This is a genomic window from Legionella birminghamensis (genome assembly GCF_900452515.1).
Lineage (GTDB): Bacteria > Pseudomonadota > Gammaproteobacteria > Legionellales > Legionellaceae > Legionella_C > Legionella_C birminghamensis.
On the sequence record NZ_UGNW01000001.1, the window covers coordinates 567,883 to 586,920 of the forward strand.

The window sequence follows — 19,038 nt, forward strand, 5'->3', positions numbered from 1 at the left end:
GTTGGGCTTAGGCCCAACATAAAGGCTAATACTATTTTCGTTTGCTGCAGCTCAAACAGACTACATTTAAATTAAATTGATACATTAAGTTCAAAACAGAGGCATGTGGCTATAGCTTGGGTTATAATAGGCTTAATTTTGAACAGAAATGCGGCTTATGCGAATACCATTAATCGAACCCAGTAATTCTCGTTATCTCTATATTAATCATGCGAACAATCGTGTTCACCTCCTGGTTCCTTTTACCGCAGGTCTTCATGTAAGCACCGATAACACCTGTAAATCCAACCTTGAGTTAAAAGCATTTTTTGAAGGCGGTGCCGTCCTGGAACTGGATTCTTATAAAGCCACGCTAGAATTTCATATGTCCCTGTTAGAAGAGAGTGATGTGCTTTACCTGGCCAAGAAAGAGCGCCTGGCTCAAATCAACATCTACATTGAGGCGCTTGTTGAAATGTGGACCAGTTATCAGAATGAGGTGGACAGAATTCTTGAAAAGGATTCCAATTTATACGGCATTCAATTGCGGCCTGAGACTCAAGACCCTCTGTCCAATGTTGTGAATCCTGTTTTTACAATTAATCGAAAAAATGATGCTCAAGGTGCGCCGCTATCCCCCTTGTATAATCAAATGCAGAGACTCTTTGCAGAACTGGTATTGAAAAAACCAGACCCTAGAAAAAGCCTTATTAATAGTGTATTAGAAAGACTCCCTCAAGGAGCGACATTTGACGATATCAGGGGTCTGTTAAAATCACAGTGTGCAAAGCAATTTAATATTAAGATCGATGTGGACAACTGGATTAATGAGGGCATTAAAACGCCAGTTAATAAAGAGCAGATTGACAAGTTTATGGGGTTTGCTGAGGATACATCCGCGAAAGACTATATTGATGCAGTATTAGGCATCTGTGCACCCGAGCTGTGGCAGATGATTCCGGGTTCGCCATTCTATCTTGGAATTTATAATAATAAGGAGCATCAAGCAGAAAGCCTCTCCCTAATGACGCAGTTTTACCTTGGCGTTTTAAATGTCTACTGTAGGTCCAAGGGCTTCAGCGATAAAAATTTTGGAGAGGTTTTAGACAACTCATCATCTTTAAGCGAGGAGCTTGTCAATGTTGTAGCACATTCATTGAGTATTGGTGAGAATGTAGAGTCACATATTGCGGCATTTTTCAATCAACATCAGAATGAATTTGGATTATCACGAGAGCTTGACTCACTGGATAAAGAGGCGATTATCCAAAAATTTGAAACCACCTATCGCATTGTGACGGCTACAAAAGAAAACCCGCACATGGATGATTTCATGTTTCTGGATACCGAAGCCCAAGGGGAAAATGCTATTTTTATTGCCCACAAGGGCTTAATTTGCACGGATGCTTCGAACATCATTCCTACAACCCCAAAAAACCAGGCCTATTTTGCCGAGATCCGCCAAGAGTCGCACCTGCATCCCAATATGGCCATCCCTCAGGGTGAACCTGCTATTACTGTTGAAATCGAACCTGCTGACCTCAGAAATAAATTGAGTGATGTACAATGGAAAAGACTTCCCAAGGACGTTCGGGCTTTACCTGCATTTAAAGTTTGCGAGCTTTTGGATTATGTGGGAAAAGGCAGGCAAGATGAGGCCTATAGTGTTTTAGAATCATCCCGGGACAAACAGAACTTACTTCGGACGCCTGGTAGATTGACTGATTACTCTGGACGCAGCTTTCATTGTACCGCCTATGAATATGCCTATTGGGCTAAAGATACCCATATGCAGCGTATGCTGGAAGGTCATATGGATGAGGAAACCAAAGCATTCCTGCTAGAAAGAATTGATGCAATCGAGCGCTATGGACTTGTTTATCAACAACACGGAATCGCTTATCAAAACGCACATTATGACATGAGTTTTGTTCTGAAAAATTTAAACGCTGATGAATTCCACCAATTGCAAAAGATGATAGGAAAACGAAGCGCAAAGATACAACAAGCTACTGTCGAAAACTATAAAAATGTATCGTTTACCGCAACTGAATATGAATGGCTCAAAAAAATCTTGAAGAAGTACCGCCCAAAGGGTATTTTTTCTTTCTTTTGCTCTTCTCCGGCAAAATCCCTCAGTACAAAACTGCAGTTTGATTTTCATTCATTAATTACTGAATTAGAAAGTTATACGGCTACTTATGGTAAATTAAGTTATCATCAGAGAGTAGAAGCATGGATGAAGGTTGGCAAGGCGCAGCGGGATGTACCCGCGCACATTGCCCACGAATATTGCCGGCCAGGCAGTTGGGCGGATCCTTTATCTCTATTTAGCGGGGAAACACTGCCGCGCAGTCTTAGATTTATTGATTACGCTACCGAGGTTGAATTCTGGTTCCCGCTTTCCTCCGCTTTTTCTGGTCTCGGTTTTGATTTTGCAATGGCGCGATGGGATGGCGGCAGGGCACTCTCTCATTGTGAGGGACATGAGATTTATGTACCCACGCATGCTGTGGGTGATTTGGCGGCTGTCCGCCATCTTGATGAGGTAAGAACTGCCGATCTTGAGCAATCGCGGGAAAATCTAAGCCGTTCGGACAGTCAATTAGCGTTTGCGCTAACGTGACTGCGCCCGAATAACTCATGCAGGGAAATGGATAAGGTATTTTTTAATTGCTTGTCGGCTTCATTAAAAATACCTGACCAGGGTTGCCAGTGATCATTTTTCAATTCAATCTGTGAAGGCAATTGAAACGGTAATTGCTGGCTTAACCAGTAAACTGAAAACTCTCCCAGATTTCGGCTTAAGTGGAAGGTTTCATCATGGTCCGAATGAATTAATTGCAAATCTTCCAGAATCTCAATCATTTTTCCGATATCCACTGCATAAGGTCTGTCACTGGATTCAGTCAATTGCTCCAAACTAAGGCCTCTGCCATTTTGCTGGGCCTGCCATAAACAATATAACCATAGTAAGGCATGTAAAAAGCCTGGCAGAGGCTGGCCTTGCCGCCTTTGATGATGGACCGCCAGAGCATAGGAAATTTCTGCACCCATCAATGTGATAATCCATACCCAGTACACCCAGACAAAGAAGATCGGAACCGTTGCAAAGGCGCCATATAGAAGCTGGTAAGTATTATACCGTCCCAAATAATAGGCAAAGGCATGTTTGGCAGATTCAAATAAAACCGTAGCGAACAAAGCGCCCCAGAATCCATGGCGGAGCTGGACAGGGCGATTGGGTACTACGACATACAGAAAGGTAAAACCGATTAAGGACAAAAAGAAAGGCAGGTAATTCAGCAGAAAAGAGGGTGTCAATGGCGTTTTTAATAAAGGTAATGAAAAAAGGTAGGAGCTTGCTGCAAGACTTAATCCTAAAAGCACGGGCGCAAGTGATAAGATGGTCCAATACAGTAGAAAAGCGGAGACGCCATGACGGGCACAATTCACCCGCCAGATTTTATTCATGGCCCTTTCGATAGTGACCATCACCAAAAGGGCGGTGACGATAAGAAAAATAACGCCCCATACCGGCAATTTTGAAACCTGCGCGGTAAACTGCTGAATATAAGTCTGAATGACCGCTCCAGTAGCGGGGACAAAATTTGCAAAAATAAAATTTTGCAAGGGTTCAATCAATCCCTGGAATACCGGGAAAGAGGACAAAATGGATAAGCCCACGGTCATAAGCGGGACAATAGCCAGAAGACTGGTGAAGGCCAGTGCTGATGCGCGATAGGTGCAGTCATCTTCGAAAAAATTGTTGACTACAAAATAGATGAAACGCTTGCAGGTTTCATATTGTCTTTTTAGCTGGATTTTCCAGTCCATTAGAGCCCATATCCCTTATCAATAGTGTTTTGCCTATTATACCACTGGTGCCGATTGGCTAAGTCCGCCTGAGATCCTCTTGGATGAGAGCTTAAACATCAGTGATAACCCCAAAAGATAAGCAATGCCGGCGCCAAAACAAAACAGTCCAAAATGAAGGTTATTATGCGCTACATAGACCCGATTGGCTATCTCTACGCCAAGCGCCTGCGCGCACATACTGATTAAGCTGATCATCGCATACGCGGTCCCTTTGGCAATTGCCGTGCTAAATAGTACATGACGGGTTAAAGGAGCAGTAAGCGCTCCCAAACTGAATCCATAGATAACAAGGCCGGGCATGAGCCAGATGTAGCTGGAAGAAAATAACAAGGGTAATAAATAGCAGAGCAACAAACCAAAGCTGAAAATGAAAGATCCGTTAATAATTATTTGCTTGACCGATCGATGCGTTGTCAGCCAGCGCAAATAGAAGTTGCCTGCAATGCCGGCACTAAAGATTGGCAATTGCCAGAGTGCATACTGAATGACGCTTAATTGGGCATCCGTTACTAAAATGATGGGAGAAATTGCAATCCAGGCAATACATGGAATAGCCATAATGCCGGAAGCAATAGCGCCGATCATAAATTCGCTATTCAATAATAACCGGCGATAATTATTGGCCACTATTTTGGGGGCTAAGGAAATTTTAGGAATAATTTCCCCGTCTTTCTTCACTGCCCCTACTGATTCAGGCATAAAATATTTCAGACCCAGCATGGCTGCAACAGCAAGAAAAGCAATTAATAAAAAGATACCGCGCCAGTGGAATAATAGAATGAAGCCAGCGCCCGCCAAGGGACCGACCAGTGGTGCAAGTGAGGCGACATTGGAAAGGATAGCAATAAGGCGAATAGCATCCATTTCAGCAAAGATTTCCTGCAAGGTGGCATAGCCCACTACTGCAGTGAAACAAAGACCCATACCCTGAAAATAACGGGCCATTAAAAACTGAGCCATCGAGTTTGAAGCGGCTATCCACAGGGTAAAAATAAGGAACAGTGCTACACCGGTCAACATGACTGGGCGTCTGCCGAATGCATCAGAAAGCGGCCCCAGAAAAAGCTGCAGGCTGGCGCCTCCCAGAACATACACCGTGAGCGAAGTTGCAATGGACGATTCGGATCCATTAAATGAGGCAACCACATGAATCATTCCAGGCATGATCATATCATTAGCGATATAGGTCAGAAACTGATATAGCACCAGAAAGCCTGCGAAATACAAGGCCTGTTTTCGGGTGATGTTAATTAATGGCTGCGACATTGGTATAAATACGCAAAAACGGTCATGTATTATACATTGATTACTCATCTATGGCTATCCATTAAACTTTTTGTTAATATAAATAACCCATACTACTTCAATCGACTGTTATTTTTGGTTTGGCTAATAAAATGAATAACTAAGCGCCCATTATGCCCCGCGCATATCCCCTGTTTGTTTCAAACGCTACACGTAATTTCTCTTGCATTCGGTATACTTCATTCAGTTTGCCAGGAGAGATCTGTTTTTAAGGATTAAAATGATGACTAAGCAAAAATCGCTAACGGCCATTCTGCCGCTGTTTCTTGTATTATTTATTGACGGCATGGGATTGGGGTTATTATTTCCTATACTCAATGCCATTATTATTGAGCCGACTTCCGGTTTTCTCCCAACTTCGCTGAGTGAGGGCATGCGTGATTTTTACTATGGGCTTACCATTGGAATTTTTATGCTGTGCTGGTTTTTTGGCGCCGCAATTTTAGGGGATCTATCCGATAGCGTTGGCCGTAAAAAATCATTAATGATTTGTCTGATTGGTGCATTTTTAGGCTATTTACTATCGGCCATTGCTATTCTATGCAGCAGTTTCTGGGCTTTAATTCTAGGTAGAATGATTGCCGGTTTTACAGCCGGAAGCCAGCCTATTGCCCAGGCAGCGATTGTCGATGTCAGTTCTGAGGAAAATAAGGCTAGGAATATCGGCTGGATTCTACTTGCCGTATCCTTAGGCTTCGTACTCGGACCCGTATTTGGCGGTGTTCTTTCGGACTCTCGCCTGATTAGCTGGTTTAATTTTGCAACCCCGATGTATTTTGCCTCTGCGATTTCCCTTTTTAATGCCATTATCCTGGCAATTTCTTTTAAAGAGACTTTTGGGGAAGGCAAGGAGAAAATCAAAATACGCTGGCATCATGCCATTCATATTATAATTTCAGCCTTCAGGCATCCGAAAATTGCTAAATATTCTGTGGTGCTTCTGATCATGATTTTTGGCTGGAGTAATTATTTTTCATTCATTCCCCTGTATCTGTTTCAAAAGTATCATTATTCCGTCATGGAAAATTCATTCTTTCTCGCTTTCATGGGACTTGGATTTAGTGTGGGATGCGGTTATGTCGTTGATTTCTGTACAAAACGATTTGAATATAACCTGGTGGTGATTGTTGGGTTATTAGTGACTGCATCCCAGGTACTGCTGATGCTTTTGGTTCAAGAGGCCTGGGTAGCCTGGATGGCTACCTTCTTTATTGGGATTAGCCTGTCGGTTGCATACTCACTGCTCCTGACTATTTTTTCACACTTGGTAAGTGCCCAAGAGCAGGGATGGGTAATGGGGGTTACCGGCTCTATTATGGCATTGTGTTTTGGATTAACCTCCCTTTTTACAGGATTGATAGCCCAGGTAGGCGCGAGCTTGCCAATGCTTCTTGCGACAGGTGGGTTGGCGATGAGCGCTGTGGTCTTAAGTCTTGTAAAATCCAACATCAAAATAGCTGCTCTTGAACCAGCAGTGAGCTAGAAGAAGGACACAATAATGACGCAAAAACCGTACATTCTGATATTGTATTATTCGCGCAAAGGCGCAACCGCTCAACTAGGCCAGTACATCGCACGAGGGGTGGAGTGCGTGGGTGGAATTGAGGCTCGACTTCGTACAGTACCTGCGGTTTCACCAACCTGTGAAGCGATTGCGCCCCCGGTTCCTGAGGAAGGAGCGCCTTATGCCAGTCTTGATGATTTGCAGCATTGCAGCGGTTTGGCGCTGGGAAGTCCCACCCGTTTTGGGAATATGGCGGCACCGCTGAAGTATTTTCTGGATTCGAGCAGCTCCCTGTGGTTGTCGGGAGCCTTGGTGGATAAACCTGCCTGCGTATTCTCGTCTACTGGCTCCATGCATGGGGGCCAGGAAACCACCTTGTTGAGTATGATGCTCCCCTTACTGCATCATGGCATGATGATTCTAGGGATCCCTTACACCGAACAGGCACTCAATACCACTCAATCGGGTGGTACTCCTTATGGTGCCACCCATGTGGCCGGCCTGGATAATCAACAGCCTTTAACCGAGGATGAAATTGTTTTGGCCCGCCGACTCGGCCAGCGTCTCGCCGAGGCTGCTCTCAAACAGTCCAGGATCTAAACCGCTGTTGGCTTTACTCTGAAGTGAATGCGGTGTATTGATAACAATCTCCGCATCATGTATAGTTACAGTACACATTGTATTGGTAAAATAAATTCAACTTGCTAGAGAAGTCATTATGCATGCAACTCATTCTTTCATCCATATTAGCCCCCAAACCTCTTCCCCCGCTGTTACTGTGGTTATTGGAGCAATTAAGAATGAGGTGCTCCTGCTTCTTAGTCTCCTTCACTAATCTGTCGCTGTTATTACAGCATGGTGCTCACACAGGAACTAAGGGCAATTAGCGTTACGTCTTCTTCACACCATATTTATCAATGGAACAGATAATCTTGGTTTAACTGAGAGAGTCTTATGTATAGTTTTTTCAAATCCTTGCATATGCAACAGAGTGCAAAATTAGCAGTCAGTTTTTCATCGCAGCAAAAACGCGGCATAGCAAGCGGATGCGAACATCTGGTAACAAAGCATCGTGAATTTTCGTTCAGCCACGAGCATTCCAATATCGGACACTTGTTGCAAATAAATTTACATCAGGACTATGTAAAGTTTCATAAAAATCATGATGAGCTTAGTAAAAATCCGCCTACGCAGGTTATTGGCTCAATAGTCGATATGGTCAAGAAATACCCTAATTCCTTATTCATCGGTGTAACCCCCACTCAGAAAATGAGCAAAGGATCCGGGCTTTATCCAGGTCATGGCTTTTCATTTCTGACAGATCAGAAAGGAGGAATCCTCGGGCATATCAGTAAAAGGCCGAATACCGCTTCGGTAGTGGACAAGCGTAATGCCTTTCGTGATCCGCAATTTGAAGGTAAGTCTTCAAATGAAATTCTCAATGAAGAAATGAACGTCTATAGTCCGCAATATAGCGTTTTTGAAACAGACATTACTAAATGGCATGAGCGATCAAGAAATCTAGAGGGCCATTATCCGTTGCTGTTAGTCCAATTACCTTTAGGGCCTGGAGTTAAAGTCACTCTGAAGGAGTATTTGTCGAGAACGACTGATTTGATCACTGAAAAAGAGCCATACCATTTGTATCCCACCCGAAAGGACGGTCGGATGCTGCGTCCCAATAATTGTTTGACGGCAGTCGCCCGGGTTGTGTTAGGGATCGAATATTATTCGACCCTCTGCGACAGCATGTATTGCCAGCAAGCCCTGGTTGAGTTAGTGAAGTGCATCGTGCAAAATTCGGATGATTTTGTCCGGAAAGCACAGGAATTGCAATTGTTAGAGGGAGTAGAGCATTGCCCATTGAGTAATGAAGATTTCCTCGGGCCATTTCTCTGCTAAGTAGGTTGCGCTGTGAAGCCCAACAGTGGGATTCGCTGGGCTTCACAGCCCAGCCTACTATCAATCTGTTGTAGGGTGGGCTGTAAAGCCCAACAGTCGATCACTGATGTTTCCTTTTGGCCCAAAGCGATCCCAGATAACTGGTAATCACATAGAATACCGGTGTAAATATTAAACCAAAGAATGTAACACCAAGCATTCCGCTAAATACGGCAACTCCCAATGCCCTTCTCATTTCTGCCCCTGCACCTTGTGCAACCACCAGCGGGAAAACGCCGAGGATGAATGCAAAGGAGGTCATCAAAATAGGGCGTAGACGCAGGCGAGCGGCTTCAATTGCTGCATTCCAGCGGTTTTCGCCTCTATTTTCTAGCTGGCGGGCGAACTCCACAATCAAAATAGCATTTTTTGAGGCTAAGCCCACCAATACCAGGAAACCGATTTGCGTCATTATATTGTTAGCCATACCCAATAACTTAATCCCAAGAAGAGAAGAAAAAAGGCACATCGGGACGATTAAAATAATAGCCAAAGGCAAAATCCAGCTCTCATACTGGGCGGCAAGCAGCAGGAAGACAAAAATCACACTGAGTGTAAAGGCTAATACGGCGGTGTTGCCGACTGCTCTTTCCTGGAATGCGATTTCAGTCCACTCAAAGTCAATACCAAAAGGTAAGTATTGACGAGCCAGCTGCTCCATAGTGTCCAATGCCGTTCCTGAACTATAACCAGGTTTAGTATCGCCTAATAATTCAATGGCTGGATACAGATTAAAATGGGGAATGCGGGAAGGGCCGGTCGTGTTTTCAATTCTGGCTACGGACCCAATCGGCACCATTTGTCCCTCTTCATTCCGGACTTTTAAACGCAAAACATCATCGGGGGTTAATCGGTAATTGGCGTCTGCCTGGGCAATAACCCTGAATGTTCTGCCCAGATAATTGAATTCATTGATAAATACTGATCCCAAGTACACTTCCAGGGCTTCAACGACACTGGCTACTCTGACCCCCAGGCGTTCAGCACGATCTCTGTCAAAATTTAGACGAAGACGGGGAGTTTTATTTTCAAAGAAAGTAAATACGGAAGTGGTTGCTTCTGCCTGATTAGCATGGGCTGCCAGGTTTAAGGTCGCTCTTTCAAGCGCATCAGTACCGATTCCGGCACGATCCTGTATCATCATTTTGAAACCGCCGGCATTACCAATGCCTCGTACTGGCGGTGGTGGTATCACGACGATGTTGGCATCCAGTATCCCTCCCATCTCCTGACGCATGCGGTTAAGAATATCATCATAAGACAAATCCTTTTTCTGCCGTTCATCAAACGGTTCAAGAACCGCAAATACTGCACCGCTGTTGGAAGAATTAGTAAATGTTGCGCCAGAGAAGCCTGTAAAACCAACGGCATTGGCCACTCCAGGAATGGCCAGCAGTTTGTCAATTGCCTGCCTGACTACCTTGTCAGTACGGGAAAGGGAGGCGCCGGAGGGTAGCTGAATGGATACAATAAAATAACCGATATCCTGTTTCGGAATAAAACCGCCGGGAATACTTCGAAAGAGGAATAAAGTAGAAAAGATTAAGATTGTATAAATTACAACCATTAAACTATTTCGGCGTGTTAGTTTACAGACCAGCCTGCCATATTTCTCGGAACCGCTTTCCATGCAATGATTAAATCCAGCGGCTAGCCGGTTAAACGGTTTTCGCCAGACTGGAAGGGTTTGCTGGTAATTCTCCGGTCTCTTTTTAAGTAAAAGTGCCGCCAGTGCCGGGCTTAAAGTTAAGGAAACAAAAACAGAAATGATCGTGGCAACTGCAACTGTCGCCCCAAATTGCTGATAGAACTTTCCAGAAATTCCTTGCAGAAATAGGGTAGGCAAGAACACCGCAACCAATACGAGGCCAATGGCTACCAGTGCTGAGCCTACTTCAGTCATGGTTTTTCGGGCAGCTTCACGCGGTTCCATGCCATTATGGATATTTCTTTCCATATTCTCGACAACCACAATGGCATCATCGACCACAATACCAATGGCCAGAACCAGGCCAAAAAGAGTGAGATAATTTAAGGAGAATCCAATGGCCTCCATTGCCGCAAAAGTTCCAATTAAGGAAACGGGAATAGCGATAACCGGAATGATAGCTGCTCGCCAGGTTTGCAGGAAAATGATAATGACCAGCACCACCAATATAATTGCTTCGAAAATAGTATGCTGAACAGCATTGATCGATTCCTGTACAAATAAAGTGGGGTTGTAGGCAATTTTATACGTCAAGCCTGGGGGGAAGCGGGGGGAAAGCTCCTTCATGGCCTGCACAATTTCTTTTGCAGTTTCCAGTGCATTGGTTCCCGGACGTTGAAAAACTGGTAATGCGACTGCAGGATATTTGTTCAGCCAGCCTTTAATCAGATAGTTCTGTGTTCCCAGCTCAACCCGCCCGATATCACGCAGATAAACAATACGGCCGTCCTTTGATTTAATGATGATTTTTTCAAACTCTTTAGGTGTAACCAGTCTTCCCTGCGTTTCAATACTGAATTCAATGCCAAACTGATTCTCCTGTGGTTGCTGATTTAAAATACCACTGGCTACCTGGACATTTTGCGAGCGCAGGGCAGCTAACACATCGCTAACGGTAATATCTGCCGAATTCATCAGGTCAGGATTAAGCCAGATGCGCATAGCATATTCACTGGCGCCAAAAAGACGGATATCGCCCACCCCTTCAATGCGGCGGATTTTATCGCGTATCTGTAGCACAGCATAATTGCCGATGTAAGTTTGATCATACTGATTGTTCGGGGAAAAAAGGTTAATGACCAGCATCAGGTCAGGGGAGTTTTTAACTGTTGTAATGCCAATCCGCCTTACTTCCTCCGGGAGCTTGGGCTCTACAATGGCAACCCGGTTCTGTACCAGAACCTGTGCCTGATCCAGATCGGTTCCAATTTTGAAAGCGATAGTCAAGCGCATCTGTCCATCACTGGTAGATTGTGAGTCCATGTAAAGCATATTTTCAACACCATTGACCTCCTGTTCAATGGGCGTGGCGACTGTAGCGGCAACTGTTTTAGCATCAGCGCCTGGATATTGGGCAGTGACTTGAATAGTAGGGGGAACAATTGGAGGATATTGTTCAACAGGCAGATTCAAATAGGAAAGGCTGCCAACGAGGACAATGATAATAGCAATAACTGTTGCAAAAATAGGCCGGTCTATAAAAAAATGAGCAATTTTCATGGAGACAGCTATTCCTTGAGTGTAATTAGTTTCGGTTTGACCAACTGATCGGCAGTCTGAATGCGCTGTAATCCATCAATTACCACTTTTTCGTTAGCCTTCAATCCTTTTCGGATGATATAGAAACCGCTATCGCGTAAAGGTCCTAATTCAATATAAACCCGCTTTGCCTGATTCTTGTCATCCACGACATAAACAAACTGACGGTTTTGTTCCATGTTAATGGCCTTATCAGGCAGCAATAAAGCCTCGTATTCTCCGCTGGCAATCAGCCGTGCCCTGCCGAACAGTCCTGGATAAATCACTGCATCGGGATTGGGAACCAGTGCCCGGCCTTGAATAGTGCCGGTTTCCTGATCAACCACATTGTCGACGAAATCCATTTTGCCCTGATGCGGGAAGCCTTGTTCATCAGGAAGCTGAATGAGGATCTGATTGGGGTATCGATCGGAACTGGGTCGTTTTCCGGCTCGATCAAGGCGAATATATTTCAATAAATCATTTTGGCTTGCTTCAAAATAAAAATGAATCGGATCTACCGAGACTACCCGGGTCAGCACGGTATCGTCCTGACGAATAAGATTACCGACACTCACAAAATATCGGCTGATTTTGCCGTTAATGGGGGAAGTGACCTGGGTAAATTCGACATTTAATTTCGCTTCATTTACTCTGCTTTGCGCAACTTGCATCTCCTGTAACCGCTGATCGATAACCTCTGTTGAAATAAAACTGGCCTTTTGCAGTTTGATTGCGCGTTCATAGCGTCTTTTGGCTACTTCGAATTCCGCCTGCGCCCGTGCCAGTGCATAATCAAAAGATCTGGGGTCGATAATGAAAAGCACATCGCCTTTTTTTACCCGTTGCCCGTCTTTAAATTTAATTTCCTGAAGGTAGCCGGTTACCCTTGCCCGCACGTCCACTTCCTGGACAGCCTGAAAACGTCCAGTGTACTCATCCCATTCAATAATTTTCTTTTTCAGAGGATAGGCGACAACCACCTCAGGAGCCGGGGCGGCTGTGGGTTTTGGCTGTTCTCGATTACAGGCACAGAGTAAAGAAATGGCAAGGACAATCAGATTAGCTAATAGGGAATGCCGTATAAATCTCATGGAACTGTCCTTGTAAAGTGAAGAGAAATATCCTAAACGATACTAATAATGAATCATAGAGCTGGATACAAACTATTTTGATTTAGCGGTCAATCCGATAGAATACTAGCCTGAACGTAGGCTGGGCTGTAAAGCCCAGCGGATAGCACCAGGGCTTTTCAATTCTATGCTATATTTTTACCAGAAGTTATAAAGGGTCAATTGTGAAAGTAATCAGTTTTAACGCAAATGGTATCCGTGCAGCAGCACGGAGCGGATTTTATGATTGGCTAAAACATCAGAATGCTGATTTTGTATGTATTCAGGAAACCAAGGCGCAACTTGAACAACTGCTTTCCGATAAGATTTATCATCCCGAATCCTATCACTGCGACTATTATGATGCCGAGAAGAAAGGTTATAGCGGCGTTGCCATCTATGCTCGCCACAAGCCGCAGCGCATTGTCAAAGGACTTGGATTTGATTTTTGTGATAAGGAGGGGCGGTATATTCAGTTTGATTACCCCAAACTGAGCGTAGTCTCCCTTTATCTTCCCTCTGGAACAAGCGGGGAGATTCGGCAGGAGGTCAAATTTGATTTCCTCAAACGGTTTGCCGCCCATTTGACAAATCTGAAAAAAGAGGGGCGAGAACTGATTCTTTGCGGCGATTACAACATCGCCCACAAGCAGATTGATTTGAAAAACTGGCGGTCTAATCAAAAGAACTCTGGATTTTTGCCGGAAGAGCGCGCCTGGATGGACATGCTTTTTGGCGAAATGGGATTTGTTGACGCATTCCGGGTTAAAAATCAGCATCCTGATCAATATACCTGGTGGTCTCAGCGCAGTAAAACCGCAAGAGCCAATAACATAGGATGGCGAATTGACTATCAGGTGATCACACCTGGTTTGACCGAGTCAGTCGAGGCGGTTTCTATACATTCTGCAGATCGCTGGTCTGATCATGCCCCCTTGGTTATTGAATACAATGGAGATTGGTGTGCTTAAATTAGCCAGCTGGAATGTGAATTCTCTGAAAATAAGATTGGAACAAGTCATCGACTGGATTCAAAAAAATGAGGTTGATATCCTGGCATTGCAGGAAACCAAATTGCTTGATGACAACTTTCCTGCCAATTTATTCAGGGAGATGGGCTATCATGTCGTGTTTTCAGGACAGAAATCCTATAACGGCGTCGCAGTCATTAGCCGCTCTGCCCCACAGGAGATCGTTACGGATATCCCCGATCTGGCTGACCCGCAACGTCGAATCCTGGCGATGACATTTGAGGGAATACGCTTTATCAACCTTTATATTCCAAATGGTTCTACTGTTGGTTCCGACAAATATCAATACAAGCTCAATTGGCTGGCTAAAATGAACGCTTATATTGAAGAGCAGCTAAAACAATATCCTAAACTGGTGGTGCTCGGTGATTTTAATATCGCGCCGGAAGACCGCGATGTCCATGACCCTTTGGAATGGGTTGGCGGGGTAATGGTGAGCCCTGAAGAGCGTTTGGCATTTACCAATATGTTAAGCCTGGGGCTAAAAGATAGCTTTCGTCTTTTCCCGGAAAATGAAATTGAATTTACCTGGTGGGATTACCGCGCGGCATCGTTTCGCCGTAATCGCGGCCTGCGGATAGATCACATCCTGCTTAGCCATGAGCTGGTATCTTGTTGCCTGGCTTCCCGCATAGATAAAGAAGCAAGAGGTGCGGAACGTCCATCGGATCATGCACCGATATGGGTTGAATTGGAGTTGGGAAACTGATTAACTAATACTTTTCTCAAGGATGAACGAACATGTCTATTATCAGATGCCTATTAGCGGCTATGTCATTGGCCTGGATGCAGTCGACCGTTGCTGCTTCAGTGGAAGAAGTGTTACTCATTGAAAAAATCAGTACTGCGGAGAAGCAGCAAAGTTTAACTCCAAAACAGGCGCTGATGAAACTTAAAGAGGGCAATCAACGCTTTTTAGATGGGAAAATGCAGCAGCGTAACTACCGTGCCCAGGCTAAACAATCTTCCTATGGCCAGTATCCCTGGGCGGTAGTGCTTAATTGTATGGACTCGCGTAGTGTGCCTGAAATCTTTTTTGATCAGGGGCTGGCTGATTTGTTTATCCTGCGGGTAGCTGGTAATGTGCTGAGCGATGATATGCTAGGTAGTATGGAATTTGCAAGCAAAGTGGTGGGCTCACGTCTCATTGTGGTTTTAGGGCACACCTCCTGTGGCGCCATGGCTGGTGCCTGTGAAAACGTGAGTCTGGGGCACCTTGATCATATTCTTGATAAAATTAAACCGGTGGTCGCTGAATCCAAAAAGCAGGCTGGTACTGAAAGCTGTACGAGCCCTCAACTGCTTAACCAGATTGCACGCAATAATGCCTTAAATGTAGTCCGCCAGATTAGAGAGCAAAGTCCTATTATCCGTGACTTGCTTGATAAGGGACAGGTGGGCATAGTAGCAGGCGTGCACGATATTAAAACCGGCAAAGTTACATTCTTTGAAGAAGAGCGGATGTTAGGATCCTAATCCGTCCGCTGCACTCCCGGTTGCCTGCAACCGGGAAAAATCAGCAATGCACCTGTTCAAAATAAGGGAGCTTAAACTGACAGCCCTTAATCAATAAATGAACTTTCAGATTAAGTACGAATTCATTACTGAGTGTCTTGTTAATATTGTAATCTGTTTTATGCAGACCCCGGCCGTCAATGATAGTTAATGTCCCGCCACCATAACAGCTGGCATGATTACCATTTTCAACAAGCAAGGCGGCATTCTCCTCAATGCCATATCCAATATGGTTTGGGAAGCGCTTAACCGCATGTGCCAGGCGGGCAAATCGTCCTCTCTGAATAAAATGTGTATCAATGATAGAGTCTGACAATAACCCAATAGCGGGTTTCATTTTTAGATGATCGTCAACCTGCGAGGCTTCATTTCCCCCCTCACAAATCATTTGATCGGCAAGAATCATTGCGCCGGCACTGGTGCCTGCGAGAATTAGTTTGTCTTCTCGATAGCGGCTGCTGATAATTTGAATAAACTCTTTGCTCAGCAAATCCAGTACTTCCTCCTGATTGCCTCCGGTGAAAAAAATTGCATCGGCATTCTCAAGACGTTCGTTATATTTGTCAGGCATATTTTTTTCAAGAACGATAAACTGGGGTCTCACGCCAGTAATTTTATCAAAAACAGTACTGTATTTTTTTCTCATTCTTTCGAATTCATCCGTTGGTGTGGTGATAATCTCAATTTTTTCGACCCGTAAATCAGAAAATAGTTCCTCTAACAGTTCAAAGCGATACTTTTCTGAATTTTTTGAGTCATCGATTTTTTGTGCTTCTGCACCACCAATAAACATGAGTTTCCCGATTGTCATATCTTCTCCTTCATATTTCATATATAGAGTGAGGCATGATCTGGGTAAAAATTGCACACTTGCTATAGTTATAATATAAACCAAAAATATCAACTGTTCAGGATGATGAACGCGCTAGTCCTTAAAAAGGAGTTTACTATGACAAATAACTTTCTATCTCTATTGGAAGAAAAAGGCTGTCCCCTTGATAAGCAGCAATTTACCTGGAAAGAACTGGCAGGAAACCCAATCAGTAAGCTAGATGATGACGCGTTTACCCGAGTGCGCATTATTCTACTGAATGGTATTGAGCTGGATGCATTGAGGACAAAACATTTTTTATCGCGATTCAGCAAAGAGCTCCAGCTTCCGCTCGCAGAGGTGAGGAGAGTAGAACAACATCAGGCCACCCAGATTAACTGGCTTTTATCTGCTGATCATTCACCGCTTGAAACGACGATTGCTTATGAGCAGGTGGCTATTGAGGTCACTGCAGCAGTAGCAAAAGAAGAACCTGATCCTTATCAGGCGCAGACCTATCGGTTCGGGCTGCTCGAGGATTTTGATCATCTTTACCGCTATGCCGCAATGCTGGATCGGCTTGAGGGTAAAGATGCCAATAATATCTTGCAGGGCTATACCGATCTTGTACCCGGCCGGCCCACAACAGAGCATCATCGCTCTCCGAAAAATGATTTACGTAACTCCTATCAAAAAGAGAAGGCCCAACTCATTACGAAAATTCATGCAGCGATGATTACTGCGGCTGAGTTTCAGACACATGATTACTACATGAACATAGGACCGCTCTTTGCGGATCCCATTGCCAGACAGCTCTATGCGGAAATCGCATCCATTGAAGAGCAGCACGTCACTCAATATGGTTCATTAATGGATCCCCAGGAGACACTCATTGAAAAATGGATAGTCCATGAGCTCATGGAAATTTATATATATTTGAGTTGTGTTGAGCAGGAAGGTAATCCCCGTATAAAAGCAATGTGGGAGCGATTCCTGGATTATGAATTAGGCCATTACCATTTGGCTTGTAGTTTATTTAAACAGTATGAGAAAAGGGATCCCGCGGAATTGCTGACTGGAAATATGCCGGCAATGCTCGAATTTAAAAGTCAAAGAGCATTTGTGCGTAAAGTGCTTAATGAAGAAGTTAACCTGCGAACCTGCGGCACTCAATTTGTGCCTTTGGAAAAAGAAGATGCTGAGTCACTGCGATATAGAGAGTACATGAATTCACAAGGTGTACCGGCCGAAATTGCTTCTGCAGGGTATCAGTGGCGTCCGGGAACTGAGCTTAGCAGCTCTCGACACTAAGACAGGAGTCTACTATGAAAGAATATCAGGGACAAAATTTTACAGGTGCTCTACTGGAGCCACAGAATCTGGAGTCAATGCTGAATGCTGAAAGTGATTTTCCGCCTGATGTGGCTGGTGATATCAGCTTACTTGAAAAAGAACGCAGCCATATGACTGCGGAGGCTAATCCTGTAGGCAGTATCCCTCAGGCAGTAAATGGCGAGTTGCCGAAACCTGGGTTTCAATTATTAATTGATAAATTGGGAGAACGTCTTGCTTATGAACGATCAGGGGTGCGTTTGTATGATGCAGCGCTGGCAAAAGCCAAGGGTTTTAAAATGCCGGCGCTGTGCGAGGAGTTCCAGCATCTACGCGATGAGGAAGCAGAGCATATGGCTATGGTTGAAAAAGCAATCAATCAATTAAAAGCCGATCCAACCGCGATGACCCCTTGTGCAGACGTGAGCGGTGTTTTGGGAATGGGGATAATTCAGGTATTAACCGATCCAAGAACAACAATGCCGCAGGTGCTGGAAGCCTTATTAACTGTCGAACTTACCGATAATGCCGCGTGGGAAACATTAATTGAGTTAGCGGCTCAGAATGGACTCGTCGAGATTGCTGAAGCGTTTATGGACGCTTTAAAGCAGGAACAAGAACACTTAATCATCATAAAAAAACTATTAGCGGAGGCTTTGAGTTTAAAACCTTCTAAAAATGCTTTCTATTATGTATTTGCAGATGACCGCGGCTGGGCTATTAAAAAACAGGGGGCATCCAGAGCCAGCGGTCATTTTAAAAATAAAAAAGAAGCCATCACGAAAGCATTAGAGTTAAGTGAAAACGCAAAAGCGGGTGTTATTATACATTATCAATAGCTCCACTATCAGTGCTTCGCTTCAGTCGAAGCACTGATAGTCATAACTCATAAAAGAAATGCTCAAGCAAACTGCTGCAATACCGACCTATTTTTGCCAGTCCTTCTTTTTCATGACGAAATAAAGACTGCGCCTGCACGCAGGCGTTATTGCTCCCAAATGAAAAAATAAAATATTTGCCATTTCGCGATTCAGCAATAGAAGTGCCAAGCGGAAGCTCGTGTCTGACCTGGCGCAAGTAATACAACTCATCATAACGCGTTGGAAGATAGAGTGATTGCCAGCTAGCCTGCTCACACCGCTGATACCAGTCGGGATGATAGGTTAAGTCATATTCCCATAGCCCACGGGTAAATAGATTAAATTCCATGGCTGGTGTGGATGAGATAATCAGAATACGGGATTGCGTATCAATTAGACTAATTGAAAGATGATGAATCTGGTTTAGTCCTAGCACGTCACTGAATACACGCTGGACTCTATCCTTGCGGCTAAACAAAAGTTCCATCATTTGCGGATGCGCTGTTGCTAAAATACGACTGGTTTCCATGAATTTGCTTAAAA

At 44.3% G+C, this 19,038-nt stretch carries 15 protein-coding genes; 9 read left to right on the top strand and 6 right to left on the bottom strand.

What is annotated here, in order from left to right; translation table 11 throughout:
- Window positions 1-157 precede the first annotated feature (157 nt).
- A complete protein-coding gene (locus DYH42_RS02435) occupies window positions 158-2,605 on the top strand; it encodes a hypothetical protein (protein WP_058523131.1) in 2,448 nt (815 codons plus the stop codon).
- On the opposite strand, the gene DYH42_RS02440 is transcribed toward DYH42_RS02435, so the two are convergent.
- Window positions 2,581-3,816, bottom strand: coding sequence for a YihY family inner membrane protein (locus DYH42_RS02440; RefSeq protein WP_058523130.1), 1,236 nt, complete (start codon window positions 3,814-3,816; stop codon window positions 2,581-2,583). The two genes, DYH42_RS02435 and DYH42_RS02440, sit on opposite strands and share 25 nt — an antisense overlap.
- 36 nt (window positions 3,817-3,852) lie before the next feature.
- Window positions 3,853-5,124, bottom strand: coding sequence for an MdfA family multidrug efflux MFS transporter (locus DYH42_RS02445; RefSeq protein WP_058523179.1), 1,272 nt, complete (start codon window positions 5,122-5,124; stop codon window positions 3,853-3,855).
- Window positions 5,125-5,383: 259 nt separating this feature from the next.
- On the opposite strand from DYH42_RS02445, the gene DYH42_RS02450 reads away from it, so the two are divergent.
- The 3 genes from DYH42_RS02450 (at window position 5,384) to DYH42_RS02460 (ending at window position 8,569) form a co-directional block, all read left to right on the top strand.
- Window positions 5,384-6,646, top strand: a complete 1,263-nt coding sequence (locus tag DYH42_RS02450) for an MFS transporter (RefSeq protein ID WP_237758987.1) — start codon at window positions 5,384-5,386, stop codon at window positions 6,644-6,646.
- A gap of 15 nt (window positions 6,647-6,661) precedes the next feature.
- A complete protein-coding gene (wrbA, locus tag DYH42_RS02455) occupies window positions 6,662-7,267 on the top strand; it encodes an NAD(P)H:quinone oxidoreductase (RefSeq protein WP_058523128.1) in 606 nt (201 codons plus the stop codon).
- Between the two features lie 354 nt (window positions 7,268-7,621).
- A complete protein-coding gene (locus tag DYH42_RS02460; RefSeq protein WP_058523127.1) occupies window positions 7,622-8,569 on the top strand; it encodes a hypothetical protein in 948 nt (315 codons plus the stop codon).
- Between the two features lie 100 nt (window positions 8,570-8,669).
- On the opposite strand, the gene DYH42_RS02465 is transcribed toward DYH42_RS02460, so the two are convergent.
- Both DYH42_RS02465 and DYH42_RS02470 read right to left on the bottom strand, forming a co-directional pair.
- Window positions 8,670-11,816 (bottom strand): efflux RND transporter permease subunit, encoded by a 3,147-nt coding sequence (locus DYH42_RS02465; RefSeq protein WP_058523126.1) that lies wholly within the window; start codon window positions 11,814-11,816, stop codon window positions 8,670-8,672.
- A gap of 8 nt (window positions 11,817-11,824) precedes the next feature.
- Entirely contained in the window at window positions 11,825-12,928 is a 1,104-nt protein-coding gene (locus DYH42_RS02470; protein ID WP_058523125.1) for an efflux RND transporter periplasmic adaptor subunit, read from the bottom strand.
- A 203-nt stretch (window positions 12,929-13,131) separates the two neighbouring features.
- On the opposite strand from DYH42_RS02470, the gene DYH42_RS02475 reads away from it, so the two are divergent.
- Genes DYH42_RS02475 through DYH42_RS02485 form a run of 3 tightly spaced genes read left to right on the top strand, consistent with a single transcriptional unit; the run spans window position 13,132 to window position 15,453 of the window.
- Complete coding sequence (locus tag DYH42_RS02475) at window positions 13,132-13,917, top strand: exodeoxyribonuclease III (protein WP_058523124.1); 786 nt, start codon at window positions 13,132-13,134, stop codon at window positions 13,915-13,917.
- Entirely contained in the window at window positions 13,910-14,686 is a 777-nt protein-coding gene (xth, locus tag DYH42_RS02480; RefSeq protein WP_058523123.1) for an exodeoxyribonuclease III, read from the top strand. The genes DYH42_RS02475 and xth overlap by 8 nt, the downstream gene beginning before the upstream one ends.
- 32 nt (window positions 14,687-14,718) lie before the next feature.
- Entirely contained in the window at window positions 14,719-15,453 is a 735-nt protein-coding gene (locus tag DYH42_RS02485) for a carbonic anhydrase family protein (protein WP_058523122.1), read from the top strand.
- Between the two features lie 40 nt (window positions 15,454-15,493).
- On the opposite strand, the gene DYH42_RS02490 is transcribed toward DYH42_RS02485, so the two are convergent.
- A complete protein-coding gene (locus tag DYH42_RS02490; RefSeq protein ID WP_058523121.1) occupies window positions 15,494-16,303 on the bottom strand; it encodes a cyanophycinase in 810 nt (269 codons plus the stop codon).
- 138 nt (window positions 16,304-16,441) lie between these two features.
- Here DYH42_RS02490 and DYH42_RS02495 point away from each other — a divergent pair, with 138 nt between their 5' ends.
- Together DYH42_RS02495 and DYH42_RS02500 are read left to right on the top strand one after the other, a co-directional pair.
- Entirely contained in the window at window positions 16,442-17,614 is a 1,173-nt protein-coding gene (locus DYH42_RS02495) for a hypothetical protein (protein WP_058523120.1), read from the top strand.
- Window positions 17,615-17,628: 14 nt separating this feature from the next.
- Window positions 17,629-18,474, top strand: a complete 846-nt coding sequence (locus DYH42_RS02500; RefSeq protein WP_065232796.1) for a demethoxyubiquinone hydroxylase family protein — start codon at window positions 17,629-17,631, stop codon at window positions 18,472-18,474.
- A gap of 40 nt (window positions 18,475-18,514) precedes the next feature.
- On the opposite strand, the gene DYH42_RS16690 is transcribed toward DYH42_RS02500, so the two are convergent.
- Entirely contained in the window at window positions 18,515-19,024 is a 510-nt protein-coding gene (locus DYH42_RS16690; protein ID WP_058523119.1) for a hypothetical protein, read from the bottom strand.
- Window positions 19,025-19,038 lie beyond the last annotated feature (14 nt).

What these genes read in the sequence shown, in the direction of transcription:
- DYH42_RS02435 (WP_058523131.1), top strand. Translation starts at nt 158, where the DNA reads ATGCGAATACCATTAATCGAACCCAGTAATTCTCGTTATCTCTATATT.
- DYH42_RS02440 (WP_058523130.1), bottom strand. Translation starts at nt 3,816, where the DNA reads ATGGACTGGAAAATCCAGCTAAAAAGACAATATGAAACCTGCAAGCGT.
- DYH42_RS02445 (WP_058523179.1), bottom strand. Translation starts at nt 5,124, where the DNA reads ATGTCGCAGCCATTAATTAACATCACCCGAAAACAGGCCTTGTATTTC.
- DYH42_RS02450 (WP_237758987.1), top strand. Translation starts at nt 5,384, where the DNA reads ATGATGACTAAGCAAAAATCGCTAACGGCCATTCTGCCGCTGTTTCTT.
- wrbA (WP_058523128.1), top strand. Translation starts at nt 6,662, where the DNA reads ATGACGCAAAAACCGTACATTCTGATATTGTATTATTCGCGCAAAGGC.
- DYH42_RS02460 (WP_058523127.1), top strand. Translation starts at nt 7,622, where the DNA reads ATGTATAGTTTTTTCAAATCCTTGCATATGCAACAGAGTGCAAAATTA.
- DYH42_RS02465 (WP_058523126.1), bottom strand. Translation starts at nt 11,816, where the DNA reads ATGAAAATTGCTCATTTTTTTATAGACCGGCCTATTTTTGCAACAGTT.
- DYH42_RS02470 (WP_058523125.1), bottom strand. Translation starts at nt 12,928, where the DNA reads ATGAGATTTATACGGCATTCCCTATTAGCTAATCTGATTGTCCTTGCC.
- DYH42_RS02485 (WP_058523122.1), top strand. Translation starts at nt 14,719, where the DNA reads ATGTCTATTATCAGATGCCTATTAGCGGCTATGTCATTGGCCTGGATG.
- DYH42_RS02490 (WP_058523121.1), bottom strand. Translation starts at nt 16,303, where the DNA reads ATGACAATCGGGAAACTCATGTTTATTGGTGGTGCAGAAGCACAAAAA.
- DYH42_RS02495 (WP_058523120.1), top strand. Translation starts at nt 16,442, where the DNA reads ATGACAAATAACTTTCTATCTCTATTGGAAGAAAAAGGCTGTCCCCTT.
- DYH42_RS02500 (WP_065232796.1), top strand. Translation starts at nt 17,629, where the DNA reads ATGAAAGAATATCAGGGACAAAATTTTACAGGTGCTCTACTGGAGCCA.
- DYH42_RS16690 (WP_058523119.1), bottom strand. Translation starts at nt 19,024, where the DNA reads ATGGAAACCAGTCGTATTTTAGCAACAGCGCATCCGCAAATGATGGAA.